The following is a 24,044-nucleotide window of genomic DNA, read 5'->3' on the forward strand; positions in this document are numbered from 1 at the left end:
TTACGGGGTGCCGGCCGGCTCCCCTTCTTCCAGCTGCTCGAACGCAGTGGTGATCATTTCCTCGAGCTCCTGTTCGCCGGACAGGTGCTCCGCATGGATCGTCACGCCCGCGGCAACATAGTAGAACGCGGCCTTGATCTGGTCCAGCGGAATGCCGTGGAGCCTGGACCAGCCCAGCCGGTAAACGGCCAGCTGGACCAGCTTGCTCTTCAAGTCCTTGCCCGAGGGCACCCGTCCGGTCTTCCAGTCGAGCATCAGCCAGGTTCCGTCCTCCAGGCGGAACACCGCGTCGATTCGGCCGCGCACTGCCACCGGGCCCACGCGCGTTTCCAGCGGCACTTCAACATAGGCAGGCTGAAGCTGCGCCCATTCGCTGGCGAGGAACGCCTCCTTCATGGTTGCCAAGTCCAGCGCGTCGTCCAGATAGCTGTCGGCCGGCTCCATGATGTCGCCCAAGTCCAGCATCGAGGTCTTCTCGTAGTACTCCTCGATCCAGGCATGGAACGCGGTGCCGCGGCGGGCCGCCAGGCCCGGGCGGCGAGGCACCGGCCGGCGCAGGTTCTCCAGCACCTCGACGGGGTCTTCGGCCAGTTCGACGAAGAGCGAGGCGCGCACGTGTTCCGGCGCTTCGATGCCGCGTTCCCGGTTGGCCAGGAATTCACGCTGGGCGAGAAGGCGCCGCGCTTCCTCGGCCCAGGCTCGACCCACGTCGGTGCTGATCTCGCGGCCGGTGCCCGGCGACAGGACGTCATCTGCAAGTTCCTGGAGCACCTCACGCCGCGAATACGGGTGCGGGCTCTTGGCCACGCCGCCGCGGATCTCGGGCCCGGCCAGCGGGTCATAGGGCCAATCGGCCTCCAGCGGCGTCATGCGGCTGGGGTTTTGCTCCGGCGCATCCTCGTCCTTCACCCACACGCCGATCTCAGCCCGCGGGTGCTCCCCCTCGGCCAGCGGCATCAGCGCGCTGAAGAACAACGATGGGTCGGTCGGCTTGGTCCGGCTGTTGGTCCAGATGCTGCTGCTGCAGATCAGCAGGGTCTTGGCGCGGGTCACCGCCACGTAGGCCAAGCGCCGTTCCTCGGCGATGTGGTGGTCTTCCACATCGGAGGTGAACATGGATTCGGCTTCGAGCAGCTCCTTGAGCGAGGACTGGTCGGTGTCCCATTGCGGCAGATCCCTGGCATCGCCGCGCAGCGGCCACGGGACCGCCTTGTCGCCGCTGGTCCAGCGGTCTGACTTCGATCCCGGGAACACCCCGTCGTTCATCGACATGACCGCCACGGTGTCCCATTCAAGGCCCTTGGAGGCATGCACGGTGAGCAGCTGCACCGCCTTCGGGTCTGCGTCCTCGCCCGGCAGCGGCAGGCCCTTTTCCTTTTCGGCTGCCTGTTCCAGCCACATCAGGAATCCGGCCAGTTCCACTCGCGGGGCGTTGCGGCAGTATTCGCGGACCACGTCAGCGAAGGCATCGAGGTTCGCCCGGGACTTGTCGCGGTCGACCCACGGACGGGCGGCGACCTCGATGTCCAGGTTCATGGATCGTTCGACCTCGCGGATCAGCGTGTCCAGGTCGTCGTTGGCCAGCAGCCGCAGCCCGGCCAGCTCCTCGCGCAGCCGGACCAGCCGGGCCCGGCCCTCGGCGCTGAGCTGGCGTCCGTCGCCGCTGGTCCAGTGCTCCGGCGGCAGGTAGTCCAGGGCTTCCACCAGGCTGGCGCCGTCGTTGAGCTCCGCGCGGACGGCTTCCAGCGCAGGCTCGGATTCCGTCCCCGTCTCGTTCTGGATCTCCTGCGGGTTCAGTCCGCGTGCCCGGCGGCGTTCAAGCTGCCGGGACCAGTCCGCGAAGGCAGTCAGGTCCGCGGGGCCCAGCCGCCAGCGCGCGCCGGCCAGCAGCCGCATGAGCTTGTCCGAGCGCAGCGGATCCACCAGCACGTGCAGGCAAGCGACCAAATCGGTCAGTTCCGGGGTGCTGAGCAGCCCGGAAAGGCCCACGAACTGGTAGGCGATGCCGCGCTCGTCGAGCACCTCGGCCATGGAGGCGAGCTGCCCGCGGTTGCGCGAAAGCACGGCGCTGGTGAGCACGGTGCCATCGGCGGCGACGAAGCCTTCGCCCTGGATCAGGTCGGCAATGGCTTCGGCTTCCTGGCGCACGGTGGCGCAGCGGTTGAGCACCACCCGCCCGGGCAGCGCGAAGGCCGAGGGCTCCAGCGGCTTCACTGCCACCGGCCCGGTGGACTGCTGCGCCCCGCCGCCGGTGATGGCGTTGGCGGCCTCCAGCACGTTGACGGTGTTGCGCCAGGCGATGGTCAGGTGGTTGACGTGGGCCAGTTCGCGGCCGTTGGGACGGTGGATCGGGAACTTCTCCGGGAAGCGGAACAGCTGCCCGGCGCTGGCTCCGCGGAAGCCGTAGATCGACTGGTTGGGGTCGCCCACCGCGGTCACCGGGTGGCCCTGGCCGTAGAGTTCGGAGAACAGCACCATTTGGGCGTGCGAGGTGTCCTGGAACTCGTCCAGCAGCACCACCTTGTGCGTCGTGCGTTCGGCGAGCGCCGCGGCGGGAACCTGCTGGGCGATGGTCGCTGCGTGGGCGACCAGGTCGCCGTAGTCCATGACGCCGAGCTTCTTCTTCTGCGCCGCGTAGTCCTCGGCCAGCTGCGCGATGGTGGCGCGGGAGGCCAGCTTGTCGATGAGCTTGAGGGCGGCCTGCGTGGGCGCCTTGTTCTTCTCCGGGTCCATCGGCAAGGTGCGCAGCCGGGCCACCAGGTCGTCGATCCAGCCGTGCGCCTCGGGCGCGGTGAGCAGGTGCTCGGCCGCTTCGGAGCTGAAGGACACGATGGCGTCGATCAGCGTGCTGGTGGCGCTGTTCAGGTGGCGGTAGTCCCCCGTATAGCTTTCAAGCACCGTGTGGGCCAGCTGCCAGGACTGCGCGGCGCCCAGCAGCACGGTGTCCTCCTCCAGTCCGAGGCGCAGCCCGTGGTCCTGGACCAGGGTGTTGGCGTAGGAGTGGTAGGTGGATACCGCGGGGTCCAGGAAGTCCCGGGTGGTTTCCTCGCTGAGCAGTCCGGTGGCCACCAGCTGGGCGATCTTTGCGCGGATGCGCACCGACAGCTCGCCGGCGGCCTTGCGGGTGAAGGTCACTCCGAGGATTTCCTCCGGGCGCACCAGCTGGTTGGCGACCAGCCAGACCACCTTGTCAGCCATGGTCTTGGTCTTGCCGGATCCGGCGCCGGCGATAACCAGCATGGGCTCCAGCGGGGCGCTGATGATCTGCGCCTGCTGCTTGGTGGGCGGGAACTTCTCCCCCAGCGCCTCGGAGAGCTCCTGCGGGGTGTACTTGATCATGCTCATGGTTCGGTGACCTGTCGTCCTTCGTTGCACAGCGGACAGATTTCGGGAAGGGTGCAGCTGCCCAGCAGGCCTGCGGATCCAGCCACATGCCGGGTGGTGAATTCGGTGTGGCCCATCAGCTCGGCGGCTTCCAGGATGAGTTTGCGGGCCCAGTCTTCCTGGCCCAGCGCCGGCTGGTCGCGCAATGCGGGGCTTTTGGCGGAGGTGCCCACGTAGACCAGGGTCGCCCCGGCGGGGTCGTCCGAGAGCCCGGCAGTCTGCTCGTGCTCCTGCAGGGCACCGAGCTGGATGGCGGTCTGGTAGACGCCCAGCTGGGCGTGCTCCAGCACGTCGTTCTTGCTCGGCGCCGAGGCACCGGTCTTCAGGTCCACCACGGTGACCCTGCCGTTGGCATCGGCCTCGACGCGGTCGATGATGCCGCGGATCTGCACCGGATCCCCGCCGGTGGGGACCTCCACGTTGAAGGGCAGCTCGCGGGCCACGAGCCGGCGGCCTTCCTGGCGGGAGGCCACGCAATACTGGGCGAACTTCTTGAGCATCGAGTTGGCCCGGTCGAAGTCCCGCTGGCCTTCCCAGTTCTCCGGCTTCTCCAGCTCCGGCCAGCGCTCCTCCAGGATCCGCTCGTATTCCGAGCTGCTGGCCTCGGGGTGTTCCTCCGCGATGGAGTGGATCAAGGTTCCCAGGGAGGCTGCGAAGTCGTGGGCCGCGGTGCCTCCGGCGCTTTGCACAAACCAGTTCAGCGGCGACTTGACCAGGGTCTCGACCTTGGAGGGCGAGATCCTGCGCGGCTGGCCTTCCGGGATGACCGGCCCATGGCTGCTCAACGGCAGCATGCCCCACCAGGAGGAGGGGTGCGCCCCGCGGACGGTGCGCGGCTGCGCCGCCAGCCCGGAGAGCACCTGGGCTGCATCCCGGTACAGGTCGTCGGCGATGACCTGCGGCGGTGGGGCGATCGCCCCGAGCTGCGCGGCCTTGGCGCGTTCTGCGGTATTGCGCAGCTCCGCCACCAGGGCGGGTAGCGCGCGGATGCGCGGCACCGGGGTCGGGGCGCGGCCCTCATCCCCCGGCGGATCCACCAGGTCCATGAAGGAGGAAGGCTGGGAGTCCTCGTTGTCCACGGCGGTGCAGATCAGCTGGGAGCTGGCGCGGGAGACCGCGTTGCTGAAGCTGCGCAGCTCGTCGCTGCGGATCTGGCGGACCAGGTGTGTGGGGGTCCGGGTGGCCAGGAACCCGATGCCGTGCTCCACCACGTCGGCCAGCGCGTTCGAGCCCAGCAGTTCGCCGCGCAGCCGCAGGTTGGGCCAGGATCCTTCCTGCAGCCCCGGGATGAAGACGATGGGCCACTGCTTGCCGGCGGCTGCCGCGGTGGTCAGCACCGTGACGTGCTGGCCTCCGGAGCCGCGGCTGGCCAGCGAGTCCATGGGCAGCTCCTGGTGCAGGATGTGCTCGATGAACTGCTCCACGCTTGCTCCGGGCAGCTGGTCGACGAATCGCTCGGCGGCTTGGAACAGGGACAGCACCGCATCCAGGTCATGGTCGGCCCGGCGTGCGGTGGTTCCGGCGCCCAGGGCTTCCTCCCGCCAGGCCTTGGCGCGCCCGGAGGCTTCCCACATGACCCACAGGGCAGTTTCCGGGGTAGCGGTGCCGGAGGCAAGCTCCTCGCGCAGCGCGGTGTACATCTTCAGCAGACGCTGCAGCCCGAAGGCCGGCTTGCCCAGGTCCGCGGCGAGCTCCGGCTCCGTGAGGCAGGCTTCGAGCAGCTCCTGGCTGGAGCGCCGACCGCCGCGGGACGACTCCTGCTGGCGCAGCAGCTGGCGCAGCCGGCGGATTTCCAGCGCGGTGCTCATGCCGTAGCGCGAGAGCAGCAGGTTCTGCATCAGCAGCGGATCCTCGCCCGCCCCGTCGGCGAACGCCAGGTCCAGCAGGTCCAGCAGCGGGCGGACCGCGGATTCGTCCTTGAGCGGGATTTCGGCCGGGGGCACCTGCACGGCGATCCCCTGGCCTTCCAGGAAGCGGCTGAGCGAACGCACTTGGGAACCGTTGCGCACCACGATGGCGATGTCCGAGAGGTCCTTGCCTTCGAAGAGGTTCAGCTGCACGATGCGCTGGGCGATGAAGCGCTCTTCCAGGGTGGAGTTCTCGAAGGTGAGCGCCTGCGCGGCCCCGGCGCCGGCGGCCGCCACCGGCTCCACGGCGCGGCCACGGGTTCCGGTGGCCACCGGGATGCGGCGCACGATGCGGCGCCAGGCCTCGGTGATTTCAGGGCCCATCCGGTAGCCGGTGCCCAGTTCGAGGATCTGCGCGTCGTCGGCGCTGGTGTAGCGGGCGGAGAAGCGGTGCAGCTGGTCTGCGCGGGCGCCGCGGAATCCCTGGACCACGCTGTCCGGCGCAGCGAAGGCCAGCAGCGGGCGGTCGCGGCCCAGCAGCGCCAGCAGCCGGTGCTGGGACAGGGTGGCTTCCTGCAGGTCGTCAACCAGGATCAGCGCCAGCCGGTCCTGCTCGGCGTGCAGGAAGTCGGGGTTCTCCTCCAGCAGCTGCGCGGCGCGGGTGATCAGCCCCGCCGGGTCGAAGGCTTCGGCATTGCCCAAATCCAGCAGGTCGCGGTACTCCTGGTAGAACCGGGCGGCGGCAAGCCATTCCGGGCGGGCGGCGGCCTGCCCGTAGTCGGCGATGTCCGCCGGGTCCAGGCCCAGTTCCGAGACGCGGTCGAAGAATTCGCGCAGCTCCTTGCGGAAGCCCCGGGTTTCCACCGCCAGCTTCAGGTCGGCAGGCCAGCCTGGGCCCGGGGTCAGGCCCTGGGCGTGGCCTTCGAGCAGGTTGCCGATGAGGGTGTCCTGCTCGGGGCCCGAGAGCAGCCGCGGGGCGCGCTCGACGAAGGGCAGCAGCCCCTCGACCCGGGCACGGCGGATCAGGTCGAACGCGTAGGCGGACCAGGTGCGGACCACCGGTTCGGTGAAGGTGCGCTGGGCGCGGCGGCTGAGCTCGTCGCGGATAGCCGCGGCGCTCAGCCGGGTGGGCGCGATGACCAGCAGCGAGAGCGGGTCCAGACCGTCGTCCAGGCGGGCCACCGCGGTGTCGATGAGCGCGGTGGTCTTGCCGGTGCCGGGGGCACCGGCGACCAGCATGGGGGTTCGTGCGCCGGCCAGGGTTTCCAGCAGCGGGGCCGATTCCTCGGCGGGTACGTCGTGCATACTCATAGTTGATCATCCGCCTCGGACATTTTCGGGTTGCCCAGCGCCGCGCGCAGCGCGTCGATGCGCTCCCACTGGGCGGGGTCGGGTTTCCACCGTTTGCGGTTCATGTCGATCCGCCGGCCGGGAGACGCGAGCTCCTCTGCGGCCCAGTGCCCGGAGGCTTCGGCCATCAGCGCCCCGGTGATCGTTCCGTCGGAGCGCAGGATCCGCCACCACGGCGTGCCCTCCGGGGCGGCCCCCATGGCCTTGCCCGCCTGCCGGGCGGAGCCGCTGCCCAGCAGCTCGGCCACGTCCCCGTAGCTCAGGACCGCACCGCGCGGGACCAGCTGGGCCAGTTCGTGGACGGCATCGGGGTAGGCCAGTGATTCTTCGCGCTCGGCTGGGGTCATGACTCCATTGTGCCAAGCCGTCCGGCGTGCTCCACATCCGGTGCGTCCAAGACCCGACATGTCCGCGCCGGGCTGTAGCGTTGAACCATGACTGAATGGCAGAACGGCCTCGCCGTAGGCTTTGACTTGGAAACTACCGGCGTTGACACCGCCACCGCGCGCATCGTCACCGCCTCGGTGGTGCTGCTCGATGCGCAGGAGAATATCGTCAACCAACGCGAGTGGCTGGTTGATCCGGGGATCGAGATCCCCGAGGCGGCCACCGCCGTGCACGGAATCTCTACCGAGAAGGCCCGTGCCGAAGGCATTCCGGCGGCGCAGGCGGTACGCGAGATCCTGGGCCTGCTCGCCTTCGCCTCCGAGCAGGCTCCGCTGATCGCCTTCAATGCCGCCTACGATTTCTCCGTCCTGCATGCCGAGGCGCTGCGCTACAACATGCCGCCGTTCATTCCCGGCAACGTGATCGATCCGTTCATCATCGACAAGCAGGTCGACAAATGGCGCAAAGGCAAGCGGACTCTGGGCGCCGCCTGCGAGCATTACGGCGTGGTGCTGGAAAACGCGCACACCTCATTCGCCGACGCCGTCGCCTGCGTGGCGGTGGCCAGGGCGATCGCGGAGAAATACCCGCAGCTCCAGGTCGACCCGCAGGTGCTCCACGGCTGGCAGATCGGCTGGGCGCGCGAACAGGCCGAAAGCTTCCAAACCTACCTGCGCAAGACCAAGCCCGAGGCGCTTGTCGACGGCGCATGGCCCATCAAGGATGATTAATACGCCGTGCCGCGGCCGAGTTGCGACGCCAAGGTAATGCAATTCACAGAGAGCTCGGGCTCGCTGGGCACGCTGTGAAACAGGGCATTCGTTCATTTATCGCGGCCATCGCGCGAAGTATATTCGACGCTGGGTCGCTGAATGCCGGATATTAAGTACGATGACCCAATGCAGGGGGTTATTCGGGCGATTTTGTTCGATAGTGGTTGAATGGAGGGTACTCTCTACACCCTTTGAGAATCTGAAGGAACACGCCTAGTGATCACAGTTAGTGACCTGCGCAAGGTCTACCGCCAGGGAAGCAACGACGTTGTCGCCCTGGGCGGGGTCAGCCTTGAAGTCCCTACCGGGAAAATTCATGGCATCGTCGGACATTCCGGAGCTGGTAAATCCACCCTCGTCCGCTGCCTGACCTTGCTCGACCAGCCTACTTCCGGAACCGTGTCGGTAAACGGCAAGGAGCTGACCAACGTCAGCGCGGACGAGCTGCGCGATGCGCGCCGCCGGATCGGCATGGTTTTCCAGCACGCTAACCTCTTCGATTCCCGCACCACCGAGCAGAACGTCGGCTACCCGCTGGAGCTGACCGGCACTCCCAAGAAGGAGATCGCCGCCAAGGTCGCCGAGCTGCTGGAACTTGTGGGCCTGGCCAAGTTCGCCAAGGCTTATCCGTCGCAGCTCTCCGGCGGCCAGCGCCAGCGTGTGGGCATCGCCCGCGCCCTGGCCACCGATCCGGATGTCCTGCTGTGCGACGAGCCCACCAGCGCCCTGGATCCGAAGACCACCGACGAGATCCTGGAACTGGTCAAGAAGCTGCGCGACCGCCTGAACATCACGGTGCTGATCATCACCCATGAGATGCACGTCGTGAAGCAGGCCTGCGATTCGGTGTCGCTGCTTGAGGGCGGCTTCATTGTCGAGCACGGCGATATCGCCTCGGTGATCACCAACGCCGAGGGCCGCCTGGCCCACACGCTGCTGCCGCTGCCAGGGGACGCGCCGCGTTCGGCCGGCGCCGGCACGATCCTCGACCTCCTGTACACCGGAGACCAGGCCACCGAGCCGGTCATTTCAGCGGTTTCCCGCACCTTCAACATCGACGTCAACGTCCTGGCCGGTTCGGTTGAACAGCTCAGCGACCAGCAGTACGCGCACCTGCGCATCCAGCTGCCGGTCGATGCGGACGTCGAGGCGATCACCAATTATCTGAAGTCGAACGGCATTGCCGTCACCGTGAAGGGAATCAAGTAAGCCCATGGATTTCCTCACCCCTACCGTCCAGAAGGCCATGCTGACCGCGACCTGGGAAACCATCGAGATGGTGCTCATTTCCGGCGTCGTCACCGTGGTCATCGGCCTGCTGCTCGGCATCCTGCTGCACGTCACCGGCAAGGGCGGGCTGATGCCCGTGCGCTGGCTGAACGTCGTGCTCTCCGGGATCATCGTGAATATCACCCGCTCGATCCCGTTCGCCATCCTGATGGTGGCGCTGATTCCGTTCGCGGTCATTGTCGTGGGAACCTCGCTGGGCCCCATCGCGGCCTCGGTCTCGTTGACCATCGGCACCATCCCGTTCTTCGCCCGCCTGGTCGAGACCGCCCTGCGCGACGTCTCCTCCGGCAAGGTCGACGCCGCCCTGGTCATGGGCTCCACCAAGATGCAGGTCATCCGCAAGGTCATGGTGCCCGAAGCGATGCCCGGCATCGTCGCGGCCGTCACCACGACAGTGGTCACGCTGATCGGCTACTCGGCCATGGCCGGTCTGGTCGGCGGCGGTGGCTTGGGCCGCATGGCCTACACCTACGGCTATACCCGCTACAACCCTGAGATCATGCTCATGACGATCATCATCATCGTGGTCATGGTGCAGGTTGTCCAGATCATCGGCGATGTGATCGCCCGCAAGGTCGACCACCGCTAGAAACGTCCATCGGTCCATCCGACGGACGCCCGGAAGCCAGCGGCTTCTCCGGGCAAAAATCACTCGCACACGCCGTTCCCGGCACGTCAAACTAAGGAAACACGCAATGCGCAAAAAGCTCGCTCTTGCACTGACCGGTGTCGCAGCAATCTTCGCCCTCTCCGCCTGCGGCGGCAGCGATGCACCTGCCGCCGACGCCTCGGCACAGCCGCTGGATCCGGCGAACCCGGTAGTCCTCAAGGTCGGTGCCAGCCCGGTTCCGCAGGCCCAGATCCTGACCTACATCGACGAGAACCTGGCCAAGGACGCAGGCATCGACCTGGATGTCGTGGAAATCGACGACTACGTCACCCCGAACACTTCCCTGGACGATAAGTCGCTGGACGCCAACTACTTCCAGACCGAGAAGTACCTGGCCACCGAGGTTGCCGAGAAGGGCTATAAGTTCGCCCACGGCGCCGGCATCCACGTTGAGCCGATGACCGTCTTCTCGAAGAAGTTCGACAAGCCGGAAGACGTTACCGAGGGCGCCAGCGTGGTGCTGAACAACGACCCGGTCAACCAGCTGCGCGGCATGCGCGTGCTGGAGTCCGCAGGCCTGCTGGCCGGTCTGGAAGACACCGACTCGGTGCTGACCGTGCAGGACGACAAGGCCAAGAATCCCAAGGGCCTGAAGCTCGACGAGGTAAGCGCCGAGCAGGTTCCGCAGTACTACACCAAGGACAACTCGGTCGACATCGCCGTGATCAACGGCAACTTCATCGTCCAGGCCAAGCTGAACAAGGACGAAATTCTGGCCCAGGAATCCGGCGAGAACAACCCGAACGCCAACTTCCTGACCTGGCGTGAAGGCGAAGAGACCCCGGCCATCGCAAAGCTCGAAGAGCTGCTGCACTCGGACGAGGTCCGCACCTACATCAAGGACACCTGGACCGACGGAAGCGTCATCCCGGCCTTCTAGTCTCCACGGCACCGTATGAATTGCACGGCCGCCCATCCTCAGCGACTCTCGTCATTGAACCGGATGGGCGGCCGTTCTTATTTTGCATCCGCTGATTCCCAGCCCGCCAGACCAGCCCCCTCGCAGTCGGTGACGGCACCGCGGCCGCGCTCCCCCGGGCATTTCCGTGACTGGGCCACGAAGCGGACACCAAAAGGCACAGGCGCCCAGAGGATCCTCACGGATGCCAGCGCACCAACACAAAACACCGATGCATTCTTCCTCGCCTGGATCACAGGGACGGCGGAATACATCGGTGCTTTCACAAGCCCGAGGGGTCGGGCAATACCAGCGGCACGGCCAGCGGGTTACACGGCTACCGGGCTGATGCCGCCGAACTGCCTTCGAGTTCTGGCCCACGCGGAGGCAGTGTTCTCGGCGACGTCCTCATCGTTCAGCCGCGAATGGCCTCGGCCGTAGGCGAAGTAGATGACCACGCCAATGACCAGCCACACGACAAAATACATCCAGGTTTCAATGGCCAAGTTGAGCATCAGGTAGGTGCACAGCAAAGCCGAAACGATCGGGATCACCGGGCCAAAGGGAACACGGAACGCGGGCTTCAGGTCCGGGCGCTTGCGGCGCAGCACCAGGATACCCAGGCTGACCATCACGAAGGCGGACAGCGTACCGATGTTGATCATCTCTTCAAGCACATCCACGCGCGTGAAGCCAGCGGCCAGGGCCACCAGGGTGCCGCAGACGACCGTGATGCGCACCGGGGTGCCGCGCTTGGCGCTGACCTTGGACAGCGAATGCGGCAGCAGCCCGTCGCGGCTGATGGCGAGCACCACACGCGTCAGGCCCATCAGCAGCACCATCACCACGGTGGTCAACCCGATGAGCGAGCCGACGGCGATGATGGAGGCCGCGCCGTCGTTGCCTACCGCTGCGAAGGCCGTGGCCAAAGTCGGATTCTCGACGGCTGCAAGATCCTTGTAGGAGACCATTCCGGTCAGCGCGAAGGACACGCCGATGTAGAGCAGGGTGGTGAGCGCAAGGCCCGCGAAGATGCCGCGCGGCAGCGTCTTGTTCGGGTTCTTGACCTCTTCGGCGCTGGTGGCGACGACATCGAAGCCGACGAAGGCGAAGAAGACCAAGGCGGCGCCTGCCAGCACTCCCGCCACGCCGTACTGGGCCGGTGCGGCTCCCGTGGCAAAGGAGAAGAGCGACTGCTGGAGCACGTCGGCGGTGCCGTTCCCGGCGGACGGAACTGCTTCGGGGACAAACGGGGTGATGTTGTCCGCGTTGAAGTAGAACAGCCCGGCGGCGATCACGAAGAGCACCACGGCGATCTTGATGACGGTGAACACGTTCCCCACGGTCGCCGACAACTTGGTCCCCAAAACGAGCAGCACCGTGAACAGCGCAACAATCAGCAACGGCCCCCAGCTCATGGTCACGGGACCCAGGTCGATGGTCGCAGAGAGATGGATCCCGGCGAACTGGAACACTTCAGTGAGGTAGATACCCCAATATTTGGCGATGACCGCTGCCGCGGTGAACAGTTCGAGGATCAGGTTCCATCCGATGATCCAGGCAATGAACTCGCCCATGGTGGCGTAGGAAAAGACATACGCGGAACCTGCGACGGGAATCGCCGTCGCGAATTCCGCGTAACACATGATCGCCATGGCACAGGTTAGTGCGGCGATGACAAAAGATACCGTGACGGCGGGGCCGGCAAAGTTGGCTGCCGCCCGCGCGCCCACGGAAAAGATTCCCGCACCTACCGATACTGCGACACCCATGATCATCAGATCCCAGGTGTTCAGGGTCCTTTTCAGCTGACGCTCGGGCCCTGCGGCGTCCGCCAGGAAACTCTCAACTGGCTTGGTACGAAATAGGCTCACTTTGATCCCTTGTGAGATGAAATGCGAAAAACTTACCGCCCAAGCTTAGCTGTGCAACATGGGAGCCATTTTTCGCATTTTCCCAGATCAGAACGCAACAAGGCATCATCTTCAGCAGCCCGGGAGTTGTGAGGCCGCCGAACATTGTTCAACAATAACCGGGCTGACGTGGGTCGATTTCGCGGTCCACGCCGCTCGGAGCACTCAACGCCGGCGGGCAGGTCTGCGTCAAGCCCCGGCGCCTTGGAGCAAAGCCCTGTGACTCAGGACTCGCGGATTGGGAAGACGAAACCCACATTTAACGCAGCAGGCTCCCCGCCCATTGGCACGACACATGGTGTCGGGCAGATGTCCGGGGAGCCTGCGATGCCCGTTGCCGGGACGAATAACCTAGGCCGTGGCGGCCGCCGCGGCCTTGGCAGCTGCCGGCAAGGCCGAGACGATCTTGTCCAGCGCCGCGTCGTCGTGCGCGGCGGAGACGAACCAGGCTTCGAACACGCTTGGCGGCAGGTAGACGCCCGAGTCCAGCATGGAGTGGAAGAACGGCGCGTAGCGGAACGCTTCCTGCTTCTGGGCGTCGGCGTAGTTGTGCACGCCGGTGGCGGAGGTGCCGAAGGCGACCGAGAACAGGGTGCCGGCGCGCTGGATCGAGTGGTCCAGGCCCTCGGCGTTGAAGGCCGAGGTGATGGCGTCCTGCAGGGCGGCGGACTGCTTGGCCAGGAACGCGTAGACCTCGTCGGTGGCGTTCTCCAGCTGGGCGATGCCGGCGGCCATGGCCACCGGGTTGCCTGACAGGGTTCCGGCCTGGTAGACCGGGCCCAGCGGGGCCAGGTAGTCCATGACCTCGGCGCGGCCGCCCAGGGCGGCGGTCGGCAGGCCGCCGCCGATGACCTTGCCGAAGGTGTACAGGTCGGCGTTCCAGCCTTCCACGCGTCCGGTCAGGCCCCAGTAGCCGGCATCCGAGGCGCGGAAGCCGGTGAGCACCTCATCCAGGATCAGCAGGGCGCCGTGCTGGGCGGTGGTGTCCTTGAGGAACTTGTTGAAGCCCTCCTCCGGGGTCACCACACCCATGTTGCACGGTGCGGATTCGGTGATCACCGCGGCGATGTTGCTTCCGTGCTCGGCGAAGGCGGCTTGAACGGCGGCGCGGTCGTTGTACGGCAGCACCAGGGTTTCGGCGGCGGTGGCGGCGGTGACGCCGGCGGATCCCGGCAGGGCCAGGGTGGCGACGCCCGAACCGGCATCGGCCAGCAGGCCGTCCAGGTGGCCGTGGTAGCAGCCGGAGAACTTGATGATCAGTTCGCGGCCGGTGAAGCCGCGGGCCAGGCGCACGGCGGTCATGGTGGCCTCGGTGCCGGTGGACACCATGCGCAGGCGCTCCACGCCGCCCATGCGGTTCTTGATCAGCTGGCCGAGCTTCGCCTCGTCCGGGGTGGAGGCGCCGAAGGACAGGCCGCGGTCCACCGCTGCGTGTACTGCCGCCTGGATCTGCGGGTGGGCGTGGCCCAGCAGCGCCGGACCCCACGAGCAGACCAGGTCCACGTATTCCTTGCCGTCCGCGTCGGTCAAGTAGGCGCCCTTGGCGCCGACCATGAACGGCGGGATGCCGCCGACCGAGCCGAAGGCGCGCACCGGGGAGTTCACGCCGCCGGGCATGACCTCGCGGGCCTCGGCAAAAAGCTTTTCAGAGTTCGACATGCGTCTTACTTACCTTCCTTGAGCCAGCCGGCAACTTCGGCTGCGTAGTATGTGAGGATCTGTTCGGCGCCTGCCCGCTTGATGGACAGCAGGGATTCGAGCACCGAGGCCCTGCGGTCGATCCAGCCGTTGGCGCTGGCGGCCTCGATCATCGAGTACTCGCCGGAAATCTGGTAGGCGGAAACCGGCACCGGGGAAATCTCCGCCACGTCGCGCACGATGTCCAGGTAGCTCATGGCCGGCTTGACCATGATCATGTCGGCGCCCTCGGCGATGTCCAGCTCGGCTTCCAGGATGGCTTCGCGGCGGTTGGCGGCGTCCATCTGGTAGGTGCGGCGGTCGCCCTTCAGCTGGGAGTCCACGGCTTCGCGGAAGGGGCCGTAGAAGGCGCTGGCGTACTTGGCGCTGTAGGCGAGGATTGCGGTGTCCAGGTGGCCTTCGGCGTCCAGGGCCTCGCGGATCGCGCCGATCTGGCCGTCCATCATGCCCGACGGGCCGAGCATGTGGGCGCCGGCCTGGGCCTGCGCGACAGCCATCTGGCCGTAGATCTCCAAGGTGGCGTCGTTGTCCACGGCGCCGTCGGCGTCCAGCACGCCGCAGTGGCCGTGCGAGGTGAACTCGTCCAGGCACACGTCGGACATGACCACCAGGTCGTCGCCGACCTCGGCGCGCACCGCGGCGATGCCGCGGTTCAGGATGCCCTGCGGGTCGATGCCCGCCGAGCCGTTCTCATCGCGTTCGGCCGGAATGCCGAAGAGCATGATGCCGCCCAGGCCCAGCTTGACCGCATCCGCCGCGGCGGCCTTGAGGCTGTCCATGGTGTGCTGGTAGACGCCGGGCATCGAGGTGATCTCGTTGGGCTCGCTCAGTCCCTCGCGCACGAACGCCGGCAGGATCAGCTGGCGTGCGGACAGCTCGTTTTCGGCAACCAGCGCGCGGATGGCCGGGTTCTGCCGCAGGCGGCGTGGTCGATGCTGAGGGAAACCCATGGCTTCGTATCTCCAGTTCTACTCTTGCTTCTTGAAAAGTCTTGCGCGGTCGTGCGCCGGCGCGGCCTAGCCGATTCCCAGCACGCTGCGCGCTGCCCTGGCCAGTCCGGCCGGTCCGGGGTCCTGCGCGGTGCCGTGCACCGGCAGCCCTGCGGCTTCCAGCGCGCGGGCGGTGGGCTGGCCGATGGCCAGCGTGTGGACGCGCGCAGGCAACCGGCCTCCGGCCAGCTGCGCGAAGCGCCGCACGATGCTCGGGGCGCTGAACACCACTAAATCCAGTTCTTCCAGTTTCGCACCGATAAGCGCTGGATCAAGGCATGTGACGTGTTCCGGCGCGGGCGGGCCGGGCACCGGGCGGCCCTGGGTGCCGGCATCCACGGTGCGGTAGGCGATGACCTCGTCCACCTGCACCGGCAGTCCGGCCAGGAAATCGCCCAGCGTGCTGCTGGCCAGATCCCCGTGCGGGTAGCAGATGCGCGCCCCGGCCGGCGGGGCCCACTGCGCGGCCATGCCCGCGGCGGACTGCACCTCGGGCTGGAAATCGGTCTCCAGGCCCAGCAGTTCGCTGGCCGATTGGGCCGTTTTCGCTCCGACGACCGCGAGCTTCAGGGATCGCGGCAACGGCCGCCCGTCCAGCAGCTCGCGCAGCACCGCCACGGTGGTGGCACTGGTGAGCACCAGCCAGTCGTAGGATCCGGCCCGCAGCGCCGCCGCCATGGACGACAGCGCCGCGGTGTCCTGCGGCCAGATGGCGTCGATCAGCCGGGAGCACCAGGAGGTGATGCCCAGCTTCTCGAATTCCCGCACGGTGGCCGCGGCGCGGGCCGCATCGCGCAGGATCAGAGCCTGGTAGACCATGGGCCGGTCAGGCCAGCCCTGCGACGACCGCCGCGCCGTCGGCCAGCATGCCGTTGGCCAGCCCGCGGCCCAGCGCCTGGGCGTCGGCGACGTCGGCCAGCGGGGCCTTGGCGCTGCGGCGCATGACCTCGGAGCCGTCGGGGTTGCAGGCCACGGCGTCCAGCACCAGCTCGCCGTCCTGCACGCTGGCCAGCGCGCCGATCGGCGCGGCGCAGCCGGCCTCCAGCTGGTTGAGCAGTGCGCGTTCGGCTTCCACCTGCAAACGGGTGTGCAGGTCATCGAAGCGGGCCAGCGCCTGGTCCAGTTCCGCATGGCCGGTGCCCGCGGTGCGGGTCTCCAGCGCCAGCGCGCCCTGGCCGGGGGCCGGGAGCATGATGGACGGATCCAGGTACTCGGTGATGTGCTGCTCCAGGCCCAGGCGGCGCATGCCGGCAGCGGCAAGGATCACCGCATCCAGGTCGCCCTGGGTGGCCCGGCCCACGCTGCCGTCGTCGTGGGTGTCCCCCACGCCCTTGACCCGGCCGAGCCGGGTGGGCACGTTGCCGCGGATGTCCACGATCACCAGATCCTGGCGGTAGGCGCGCAGCTGCGCGGCGCGTCGCGGGGATCCGGTGCCGATCTTCGCGCCTTCAGGCAGCTGATCCAGGGTCATTCCGTCGCGGCCGCACAGCGCGTCGCGCACGTCCTCGCGCGGCGGGATGGCGGCGAGCACCAGGCCCTCGGGCTGCACGGTGGGCAGGTCCTTGAGCGAGTGCACCGCCAGGTCGCAGCCACCGTCCAGCAGGTGCTGGCGCAGCGCGGCGGCGAACACCCCGGTGCCGCCCAGGTTGGCCAGCGAACCGGTCACCACATCGCCCTCGGTCTTCACCAGCACGGTATCGACTTCAAGGCCGGACAGCTGCGCCAGCTGGTCGGCAGCCCATCCGGTCTGCGTGGTGGCCAGCGCGCTGCCCCGGGTTCCTACGCGGAAGGACTGGGTCATGGCTGCGGCACTCCTACCTCTGAATCCACCGCGCCGATGGTCGGGCGCAGGGTGCCGTCCAGGGCAAGCTTTTCGCAGCAGCCAGGGCGGCAGACGTCGAACCAGGGGCCCAGCGCGGTTTCGGACAGGCGCCCTTCGCGCAGCGGCTTGCCGTCGGGGCCGGCCAGCCGCTCCTCAACCAGGTCCACCAGGCCCGAGACGAAGGCGCGGTGCGTGCCCGGGGTGGGCACGCGGGCGAAAGCCAGCCCCAGTTCGGCGCAGGTGTCCTTGGCCTCGGTGTCCAGGTCCCAGAGCACCTCCATGTGGTCGGAGATGAAGCCGATCGGCACCACCACCACGCCCGCCACGCCGGCTGCGGCGTCCTCTTCCAGCGCGTCGTTGATATCCGGTTCAAGCCACGGGGTGTGCGGGGATCCGGAGCGGGACTGGTAGACCAGGGAATGCTCCAGGCCGGCGGCCTCGGGCACGTTGGCCAGGATGTGCTCGGCCACTGCGCGGTGCTGGGCGGTGTACAGGTTCTCGTCCAGCGTGCTCCGGATGGCTTCGGGACCTGCGGCGTTCGCATCGCTCAGGGGGATCGAGTGCGTGACGAACACGATCTTGATCTTCCCCTCCGGTTTCCCGGCGGCGGCCAGCTGCTCGCGCACCGAGGCCAGAGAGCCGGGAAGCTCCTGGATGAATGGCTGCACAAAGGCCGGGGTGTCGAAGAACTGGCGCAGCTTGTCGACTTCCACCACCCCTTCAAGCCCCGTGGCGCGCAGGCCCATGCCCAAATCCTCGCGGTACTGGCGGCAGGCCGAGTAGCCCGAGTAGGCGCCGGTGCCCATGAGCAGCACGGTGCGGTGCCCGTCGGCGGCGATCTGCTCCAACGTGTCGTTCACGAACGGGTGCCAGTTGCGGTTGCCCCAGTAGATCGGCACGGTGATGCCGCGGGCGGCGAACTCGGCTTCCAGCGCGGCCTTCAGCGCGCGGTTCTGCGCGTTGATCGGCGAGACGCCGCCGTTGGTGCGGTAGTGCACCGCGACCTCTTCCAGGCGCTCGTCCGGGATGCCGCGCCCGCCGGTGACGTTGCGCAGGAACGGGATGACGTCGTCCTGTCCCTCTGGCCCGCCGAAGGAGGCGAGCAGCACCGCGTCATAGGCCTTCGGGATCATGCGCCCGTTCCGGTCGTAGCCGGTGCGCGGGTCGAAAGACTGGCTCACTGGAGCACCTCGAGGGCTTCGGCGGCCGAGATGCGGCGGCCGGTGTAGAACGGGGTTTCCTCGCGCACGTGGTGGCGGGCCTCGGTGTAGCGCAGGTGGCGCATCATGTCGACCAGGTCGATCATGTCGTCGGCTTCCAGGCAGATCTGCCACTCGTAGTCGCTGAATGCGAAGGCCGCCACGGTGTTGGCCAGCACGTCAGGGAATTCGCGGCCCAGGATGCCGTGGTCGCGCAGCATCTTGCCGCGGACCGCCGGGTCCATGGTGTACCAGTCGGTGGAGCGGACAAACGGGTAGACCGTCATCCATTCCTTGGCCGCCACGCCGCGGGCGAAGGCCGGTGAGTGGTCCTTGGCGAACTCCGCCTCGCGGTGCACCGCCATGGTGGAGTAGACGATCTCGGTGCCGGCCAGCAGCGCCGAGCGGCGGATCTTGCGCATCGAGGCCTGCAGCAGCGCCGCGGACGGGCCGTGGACCCAGATCATGATGTCCGCGTCTTCGCGCATGGCCGAGACGTCGTAGATGCCGCGCACGACGGCTCCCTCGGCGGCCAGCTGCTCGGTCAGCGCATCGAATTCGGCGGCAGCGGCGTCGGTGCGCTGGACTGCGTCCGAGCGCTTGAAGATGGTCCACAGGGTGTAGAAGAAGGTCGGGTTCTCCCCGGCGTTTTCACGTTCGCGGATAACGGGCGAATTATGCTCCGGTGCGTTGCTCACTGGTGTTTCTCCTTGGATCTGCTGATCTGGGTTGGGTCTGCAAGTTTGTCGGCGCGCCGCCGGCCCGCGGGTCTTCGGCGCTGGTCGTCGGCTCCGGGGCTCAGCGGGCGCTGATGGCCACCGCGCGGCGGGCCTGGGCGATGACGCGGGCCAGGCCGGTGCCGGCCAGCCAGGCGCCCACCACGTCCACGCCGTCCAGGTCGTCAAGAGCCTGCTGAACCTGGGCGCGGCGCTGCGCCGCGGCGCCGCCCTGCAGCGGCACCATGTCGTTGAAGCGGGACACCGCGCTGCCGAGCACGTCTTCCTGCTGCAATTGAACACCGAGAATCTTTGAGGCGTCTTTGACCGCCTGCGCGATGAGCTGCGCGTCATCGCCGGATTCGACGATCGGCTCATGCTCGCCGATGCGGCCGAAGGACAGGCGCACCACATGCGTGCCCGGCCCTGCCTGCTCGGCCAGCCACGGCCATTTGGCGGTCGCGTGGGTCAGGGCCTTGGCCACCAGCGGGGCGCCGCGTGAGACCAGCACGCCGGATCCGCGCGGGGCCTCGTCCAGCTCCGGCTTGTCCACCACCAGGGTGGCCAGCGCGATGGCGTTGGCTTCGGACCGGCCCTCGATCTGCTGGTCGGCCGGAAGCAGCGGGTTCAGCAGGCCCAGGGCTGGTTCGGCAGGGGTCGCGATGACCACGCGGTCGGCCTTCAGCTCCTGGCCCAGGGTGTGCACGGTGTACGGCTGCTCGGCCTGCGGCTGGCGGCTGATCGCGGTGACCGGCGAGTTGCGCACCAGCGACACCCCGGCGGCCTGCAGCTGGCCGGCCAGCGCCTCGATCATGGTGTACATGCCGCCGTCCAGCCCTGCCACGCGGGATCCGGCCGGAGCCGAGGACTGCAGCTGGGCCACGGCGCGGGCCAGCGAACCGGTGGACTGCATGGCCGCGCGCAGGCCCGGTGCGGCCGCATCGATGTCGATCTGCGCCGGGTCGGTGGAGTAGACGCCGTTGACCACGGGAGCCACCAGCTCGTCGAGCACAGCTTGGCCCATGCGCGAGCGCACCACCTCGGCCAGCGACAGCGGCTCGGTGGCCCACTTCTTGCTCATCGGGGTGATCAGGTCCGCTGCGGCGCGCACGGTGGCGGCGCGGCCGATGAGGTGGCGCACCTCGTCGGTGCGCACGTGGCCGGGGATGCCCATCAGCGAGGTGGCAGGCAGCGGGTTGGCCAGGATCTTCTCCCCCTCGCCCTGGATCAGCCAGGCGCTGGCCCCGGAGGTGGCGGCGATGGAGCCGGACAGGTCCAGCTCGTCCAGGTAGGAGCCGACAGTCCCGCCGCGCACGGCGAAGGACTCGGCTCCGGCATCCAGCTGCAGCCCGGCGACCTCGGCGCGGCGCACGCACCCGCCGAAGCCGTCCGCGGCTTCCAGCACGGTGACACGGTGCCCGGTCTGGCGCAGGTCGCGCGCGGCCACCAGGCCGGCGACGCCGCCGCCGATGACCACCGCATGCGGGGCCGGGTCGGCCGCGTCCTTGGCGGCGCGCTTGTGGGCCTGCGCTTCGGTGGCGCTGCGCACCTTCTCCAGCAGCCGCAGCGCATGGGCGGCGGCGTCGGAGGCGATGACGCGGCGTGCCTTGGGCGTCTCAGCCCGGGTTGAAGCTTCTGCCACGTTCTCGCTGCGCTGATCCTTGCTCACGTACCGATGCACCTTCTGCCTTTGAATCGTTTGCTGCGGTGCGCGCGCCCGGGGTCGTCCCCCGAGGCGCCCGCCACCGCGATGACGCCTGTCATTCCCAGCTTAGTCCTGCCGGACTACAGGGAGTGGATGAGCTCCACCACACGGGTGAGCACACTCGGATCCGTGGTCGGCGGGACGCCGTGCCCCAGGTTCACCACGTGTCCGCGCGCCGCCTTGCCGCTGGCGACGACCTCGCGTACATGCGCTTCGAGGACTTCCCACGGGGCGGAGAGCAACGCCGGGTCGATGTTGCCCTGTACCGAGACATCCTGGCCCAGGCGCTCGATGGCGGTGGGCAGCGGGATGCGGTAGTCGACACCCACGGCGTCCACGCCGGCGTCGCGCATGGCGGTCAGCAGCTCGCCCGTGCCGGTGCCGAAGTGGATCAGCGGCACACCCAGATCGCGCACGAAGTCCAGCGACCGGGCGGAGTACGGGGCGGCGAACTTCTGGTAGTCCGGCAGCGACAGCGAACCGGCCCAGGAGTCGAACAGTTGGGCGGCGGAGGCTCCGGCCTCGACCTGCGCGCGCAGGAATTTGCCCGATGCGTCGGCGGCCCACTTCATCAGCGCGTCCCAGACCTCCGGCTCGGAGTGCATCATGGTGCGCGGGCCCAGATGGTCGCGGCTCGGCTTGCCCTCGACCATGTAGGCTGCCACGGTGAACGGGGCGCCGGCGAAGCCGATCAGCGGGGTGCTGCCCAGCTCGGCGACGGTCAGGGCCACGGCCTGGCGGATGGGCTCCAGGGCTTCGTCGGTCAGCTCAGGCAGGGCCGCGACCTGCTCGGCGGTGCGGATCGGGGTGTCGAGCACCGGGCCGACACCCGGGACGATGTCCACGCCGATGCCTGCCAGACGCAGCGGGATGACGATGTCGGAGAAGAAGATTCCCGCGTCGACCTTGTGGCGACGCACCGGCTGGAGAGTAATCTCACTTGCCATCGCCGGGTCGAGGCACGAGTCCAGCATGCTCACGCCTTCGCGCAGCTTCAGATACTCGGGCAGCGAACGCCCTGCCTGGCGCATGAACCACACCGGGTGGTGCGAGGGCTCGCGGCCGGTCAAGGCCTGAATCAATGCGGAATCTTGGGTACGTCCATCGATCATCGGATGGTTCTGCGACAGAGTCATGCTTCAATTCTGCCAACTCTTGCCTTGAAATCCCATTTGGCCGGACACTTGCTCACTCTGCGCTGAAATTAAGCGCCTAACGGGGGATGGCCTTAGGTAGACCTGCGTTGTTTAACCGGCCCGTTGAGCTTAACCTAGGGACATTGTGGTTTTCTTATCTCTTGTCGCATCGCATTCGCAGCTCGACCTTGAGACCGTGGCACAAATCAGCGCCTCGGCCAGCGGGCTCGCTGCTGCCTCCGTCAACGGTTCGGCAGCTATCAACGGCGCCGTCGTGCTGGCCACCTGCAACCGCTTCGAGGTCTACGCGGACGTGGAGCACGTCGAGGATGCCACCGAGCACCTCGTTGCCCATCTCGCAGCCACCACCGAGCTCAGCGCCGACTTCCTGGCCCGCCAGCTGACCGCGCTGGAAGGCGACCCGGTCATTGAGCACCTCTTCTCCGTGGGCGCAGGCCTGGACTCCGCCGTCGTGGGCGAACGCGAAATCGCCGGACAGGTCCGCCGCGCGCTGGCGCAGGCGCAGCAGGAGAAAACCACTACCAGCAACCTCACCCGGCTGTTCCAGAACGCCACCCGCGCCGCCAAGGACGTCGGCAGCAACACCAACCTGGGCACCCAGGGCAAGTCAGTGGTCGCGGTCGCCCTGGACCTGGCCGAGGAACTCACCGACGAGGCAACCGCCTGGGCCGACCAGAACGTCGTGCTCTTCGGCACCGGCTCCTACGCCGGCGCCACCATGGCGCTGCTGAAGGAACGCGGCGTGGAACGCATCTCGGTGTACTCCAGCTCCGGACGCGCCGCCGAATTCACCGGCAAGCGCGGCGGCTTCCCGCTGACCGACGAGCTGCTCCCCCAGGCCCTGCGCGAAGCCGACATCATCGTCGGCTGCTCCGGCGGCGGACAGCGCCTGGACCGCGCGGCCCTGGAGGAAGTGCGCGTGAAGAACCATCCGCTGATCGCCATCGACATGGCGCTCACCCACGACTTCGATCCGGCGCTGGTCGAGATGGCCGACGTCGAGCTGATCACCCTGGAGTCGGTGCGCATGGCTGCCCCGACCGACCAGGCCTTGGCGGTGCACGCCGCCAGCCGCATCGTGAAGACCGCCGCCAGGGAATTCGCCGCCGCCCAGCGCGAGCGCGAAGCTGACTTCGCTATCGTGGCCCTGCGCCAGCACACCAAGGCGGTGCTCGACGCCGAGGTGGCCCGGGTCCGCGCCCAGCACGGCTGCACCGCCGCCGCGGATGAGGTCGAACTGGCCATGCGCCGCATGATGCGCCAGCTGCTGCACATTCCCACCGTCCGCGCCCGGGAGCTCGCCTCCGAGGGACGCACCGCGGACTACGTCACCGCGCTTCAGACGCTTTACGGCCTTGAACTGGGCGAACCCCAGGCGCAGGCCAGCGCCCCGGCGCCTGCCGTCTGCCCCGTGGAGACCTCCGCGCGCACCGCGTAGCCGCACCCTTAATTTTCTCGCGAAGTTACCTTTCCACCGCGATGCGTGGAATACTACTTGCAAGTAGGCTCCAGGGTCATCTGCAAAATCCACGATGACGTGGGCGGAGCCTTGCAGTAGCTGGAAAGGTCGAGGTCGACATGGCTGAAGTGGAATCGCTCAAGGGACATCGCACGCAGCGAATGCCAAGGGAAGCACGGCGACGCCAGCTCCTGCAGGCGGCCCACGAGGTCTTCGTCGGCAACGGGTACCACGGCGCCTCCATGGACGACATCGCCGATGTGGCCAAGGTTTCCAAACCCGTGTTGTACCAGCACTTCCCCGGCAAGCGCGAACTCTACCTGGCGCTGCTTGACTCGCATCTGGAGGACTTCAGCCGCCGGCTGGACGAGGCCATCCAGTCCACGGACGACAACCGGCAGCGCGTGTTCGCCACCATCAACACCTACTACCAGTACATCAAGAGCGAGTCCCAGGCCTACCGCCTGATCTTCGAATCCGACGTGCTCTCCGACCCGCTGATCGCCGCGCGCATCGAGGAATTCAACAACAACCTGTCCACCTCCATCTCCAAGGTCGTGGTCAAGGACACCGACCTGAACGAGGCCGAAGGGCTGCTCGCCGGGCGCGCGCTGGCCGGCCTGTCCCAGGTTTCGGCGCGCTACTGGGCCACCAGCGACGACTCGGTGGATCAGCAGACCGCCGTCGACCTGATCTCGCGTTTAGCTTGGCGCGGAATTTCCCAGTTCCCCAAGGAAAAGTAGCTAGATTAGTGGCTGAGGGACCCTTCTTGTAGGGGCACACATTT

Annotated in this window: 18 protein-coding genes; 6 read left to right on the plus strand and 12 right to left on the minus strand. The window is 67.6% G+C overall.

What is annotated here, in order from left to right:
- Genes RF641_RS09250 through RF641_RS09260 form a run of 3 tightly spaced genes read right to left on the minus strand, consistent with a single transcriptional unit; the run spans position 1 to position 6,928 of the window.
- On the minus strand, positions 1-3,345 hold the full coding sequence (locus RF641_RS09250; RefSeq protein WP_113606488.1) for an ATP-dependent helicase: 3,345 nt from the start codon (positions 3,343-3,345) through the stop codon (positions 1-3).
- A complete protein-coding gene (locus tag RF641_RS09255) occupies positions 3,342-6,536 on the minus strand; it encodes an ATP-dependent helicase (RefSeq protein ID WP_424573034.1) in 3,195 nt (1,064 codons plus the stop codon). Before RF641_RS09255 ends, RF641_RS09250 begins: the two co-directional genes overlap by 4 nt.
- 2 nt (positions 6,537-6,538) lie before the next feature.
- On the minus strand, positions 6,539-6,928 hold the full coding sequence (locus tag RF641_RS09260) for an MGMT family protein (RefSeq protein WP_047119539.1): 390 nt from the start codon (positions 6,926-6,928) through the stop codon (positions 6,539-6,541).
- 87 nt (positions 6,929-7,015) lie between these two features.
- Between RF641_RS09260 and RF641_RS09265 the strand changes: the two genes are divergently transcribed.
- The 4 genes from RF641_RS09265 to RF641_RS09280 all read left to right on the plus strand — a co-directional run bounded on the left by RF641_RS09265 (position 7,016) and on the right by RF641_RS09280 (position 10,581).
- Complete coding sequence (locus tag RF641_RS09265; RefSeq protein ID WP_047119540.1) at positions 7,016-7,699, plus strand: 3'-5' exonuclease; 684 nt, start codon at positions 7,016-7,018, stop codon at positions 7,697-7,699.
- Between the two features lie 258 nt (positions 7,700-7,957).
- On the plus strand, positions 7,958-8,950 hold the full coding sequence (locus tag RF641_RS09270; protein WP_424573035.1) for a methionine ABC transporter ATP-binding protein: 993 nt from the start codon (positions 7,958-7,960) through the stop codon (positions 8,948-8,950).
- Positions 8,951-8,954: 4 nt separating this feature from the next.
- A complete protein-coding gene (locus tag RF641_RS09275) occupies positions 8,955-9,620 on the plus strand; it encodes a methionine ABC transporter permease (protein WP_047119542.1) in 666 nt (221 codons plus the stop codon).
- Positions 9,621-9,726: 106 nt separating this feature from the next.
- A complete protein-coding gene (locus tag RF641_RS09280) occupies positions 9,727-10,581 on the plus strand; it encodes a MetQ/NlpA family ABC transporter substrate-binding protein (protein ID WP_047119543.1) in 855 nt (284 codons plus the stop codon).
- Positions 10,582-10,928: 347 nt separating this feature from the next.
- On the opposite strand, the gene RF641_RS09285 is transcribed toward RF641_RS09280, so the two are convergent.
- From RF641_RS09285 to hemE, 9 genes are all read right to left on the minus strand, one after another.
- Positions 10,929-12,473 carry an amino acid permease gene (locus RF641_RS09285; RefSeq protein WP_424573036.1) on the minus strand — a complete coding sequence of 515 codons (1,545 nt, stop codon included), beginning with the start codon at positions 12,471-12,473 and terminating at the stop codon, positions 10,929-10,931.
- A 390-nt stretch (positions 12,474-12,863) separates the two neighbouring features.
- Positions 12,864-14,171 (minus strand): glutamate-1-semialdehyde 2,1-aminomutase, encoded by a 1,308-nt coding sequence (hemL, locus tag RF641_RS09290; protein WP_053798441.1) that lies wholly within the window; start codon positions 14,169-14,171, stop codon positions 12,864-12,866.
- A gap of 5 nt (positions 14,172-14,176) precedes the next feature.
- A complete protein-coding gene (gene hemB / locus RF641_RS09295; protein ID WP_047119546.1) occupies positions 14,177-15,160 on the minus strand; it encodes a porphobilinogen synthase in 984 nt (327 codons plus the stop codon).
- Positions 15,161-15,226: 66 nt separating this feature from the next.
- A complete protein-coding gene (locus RF641_RS09300) occupies positions 15,227-16,018 on the minus strand; it encodes a uroporphyrinogen-III synthase (protein ID WP_424573037.1) in 792 nt (263 codons plus the stop codon).
- Positions 16,019-16,025: 7 nt separating this feature from the next.
- A complete protein-coding gene (gene hemC / locus RF641_RS09305; RefSeq protein ID WP_424573038.1) occupies positions 16,026-17,000 on the minus strand; it encodes a hydroxymethylbilane synthase in 975 nt (324 codons plus the stop codon).
- Positions 16,997-18,202, minus strand: a complete 1,206-nt coding sequence (locus RF641_RS09310; protein ID WP_424573039.1) for a ferrochelatase — start codon at positions 18,200-18,202, stop codon at positions 16,997-16,999. The genes hemC and RF641_RS09310 overlap by 4 nt, the downstream gene beginning before the upstream one ends.
- Positions 18,199-18,885 (minus strand): hydrogen peroxide-dependent heme synthase, encoded by a 687-nt coding sequence (gene hemQ, locus RF641_RS09315; protein ID WP_047120809.1) that lies wholly within the window; start codon positions 18,883-18,885, stop codon positions 18,199-18,201. Before hemQ ends, RF641_RS09310 begins: the two co-directional genes overlap by 4 nt.
- Before the next feature lie 133 nt (positions 18,886-19,018).
- The gene (hemG, locus tag RF641_RS09320; RefSeq protein WP_181728015.1) at positions 19,019-20,605 is read right to left on the minus strand and encodes a protoporphyrinogen oxidase; all 1,587 of its coding nucleotides are present in this window, start codon (positions 20,603-20,605) and stop codon (positions 19,019-19,021) included.
- Positions 20,606-20,721: 116 nt separating this feature from the next.
- Positions 20,722-21,777, minus strand: coding sequence for a uroporphyrinogen decarboxylase (hemE, locus tag RF641_RS09325; protein ID WP_047119549.1), 1,056 nt, complete (start codon positions 21,775-21,777; stop codon positions 20,722-20,724).
- A 145-nt stretch (positions 21,778-21,922) separates the two neighbouring features.
- Between hemE and RF641_RS09330 the strand changes: the two genes are divergently transcribed.
- Positions 21,923-23,236, plus strand: a complete 1,314-nt coding sequence (locus RF641_RS09330) for a glutamyl-tRNA reductase (protein ID WP_047119550.1) — start codon at positions 21,923-21,925, stop codon at positions 23,234-23,236.
- A gap of 182 nt (positions 23,237-23,418) precedes the next feature.
- Positions 23,419-24,000, plus strand: a complete 582-nt coding sequence (locus RF641_RS09335; RefSeq protein ID WP_235359926.1) for a TetR/AcrR family transcriptional regulator — start codon at positions 23,419-23,421, stop codon at positions 23,998-24,000.
- Positions 24,001-24,044 lie beyond the last annotated feature (44 nt).

Origin of the sequence: Arthrobacter sp. 'calajunan' (assembly GCF_046940185.1) — a bacterium.
In the GTDB taxonomy this organism is placed as follows: domain Bacteria; phylum Actinomycetota; class Actinomycetes; order Actinomycetales; family Micrococcaceae; genus Glutamicibacter; species Glutamicibacter soli.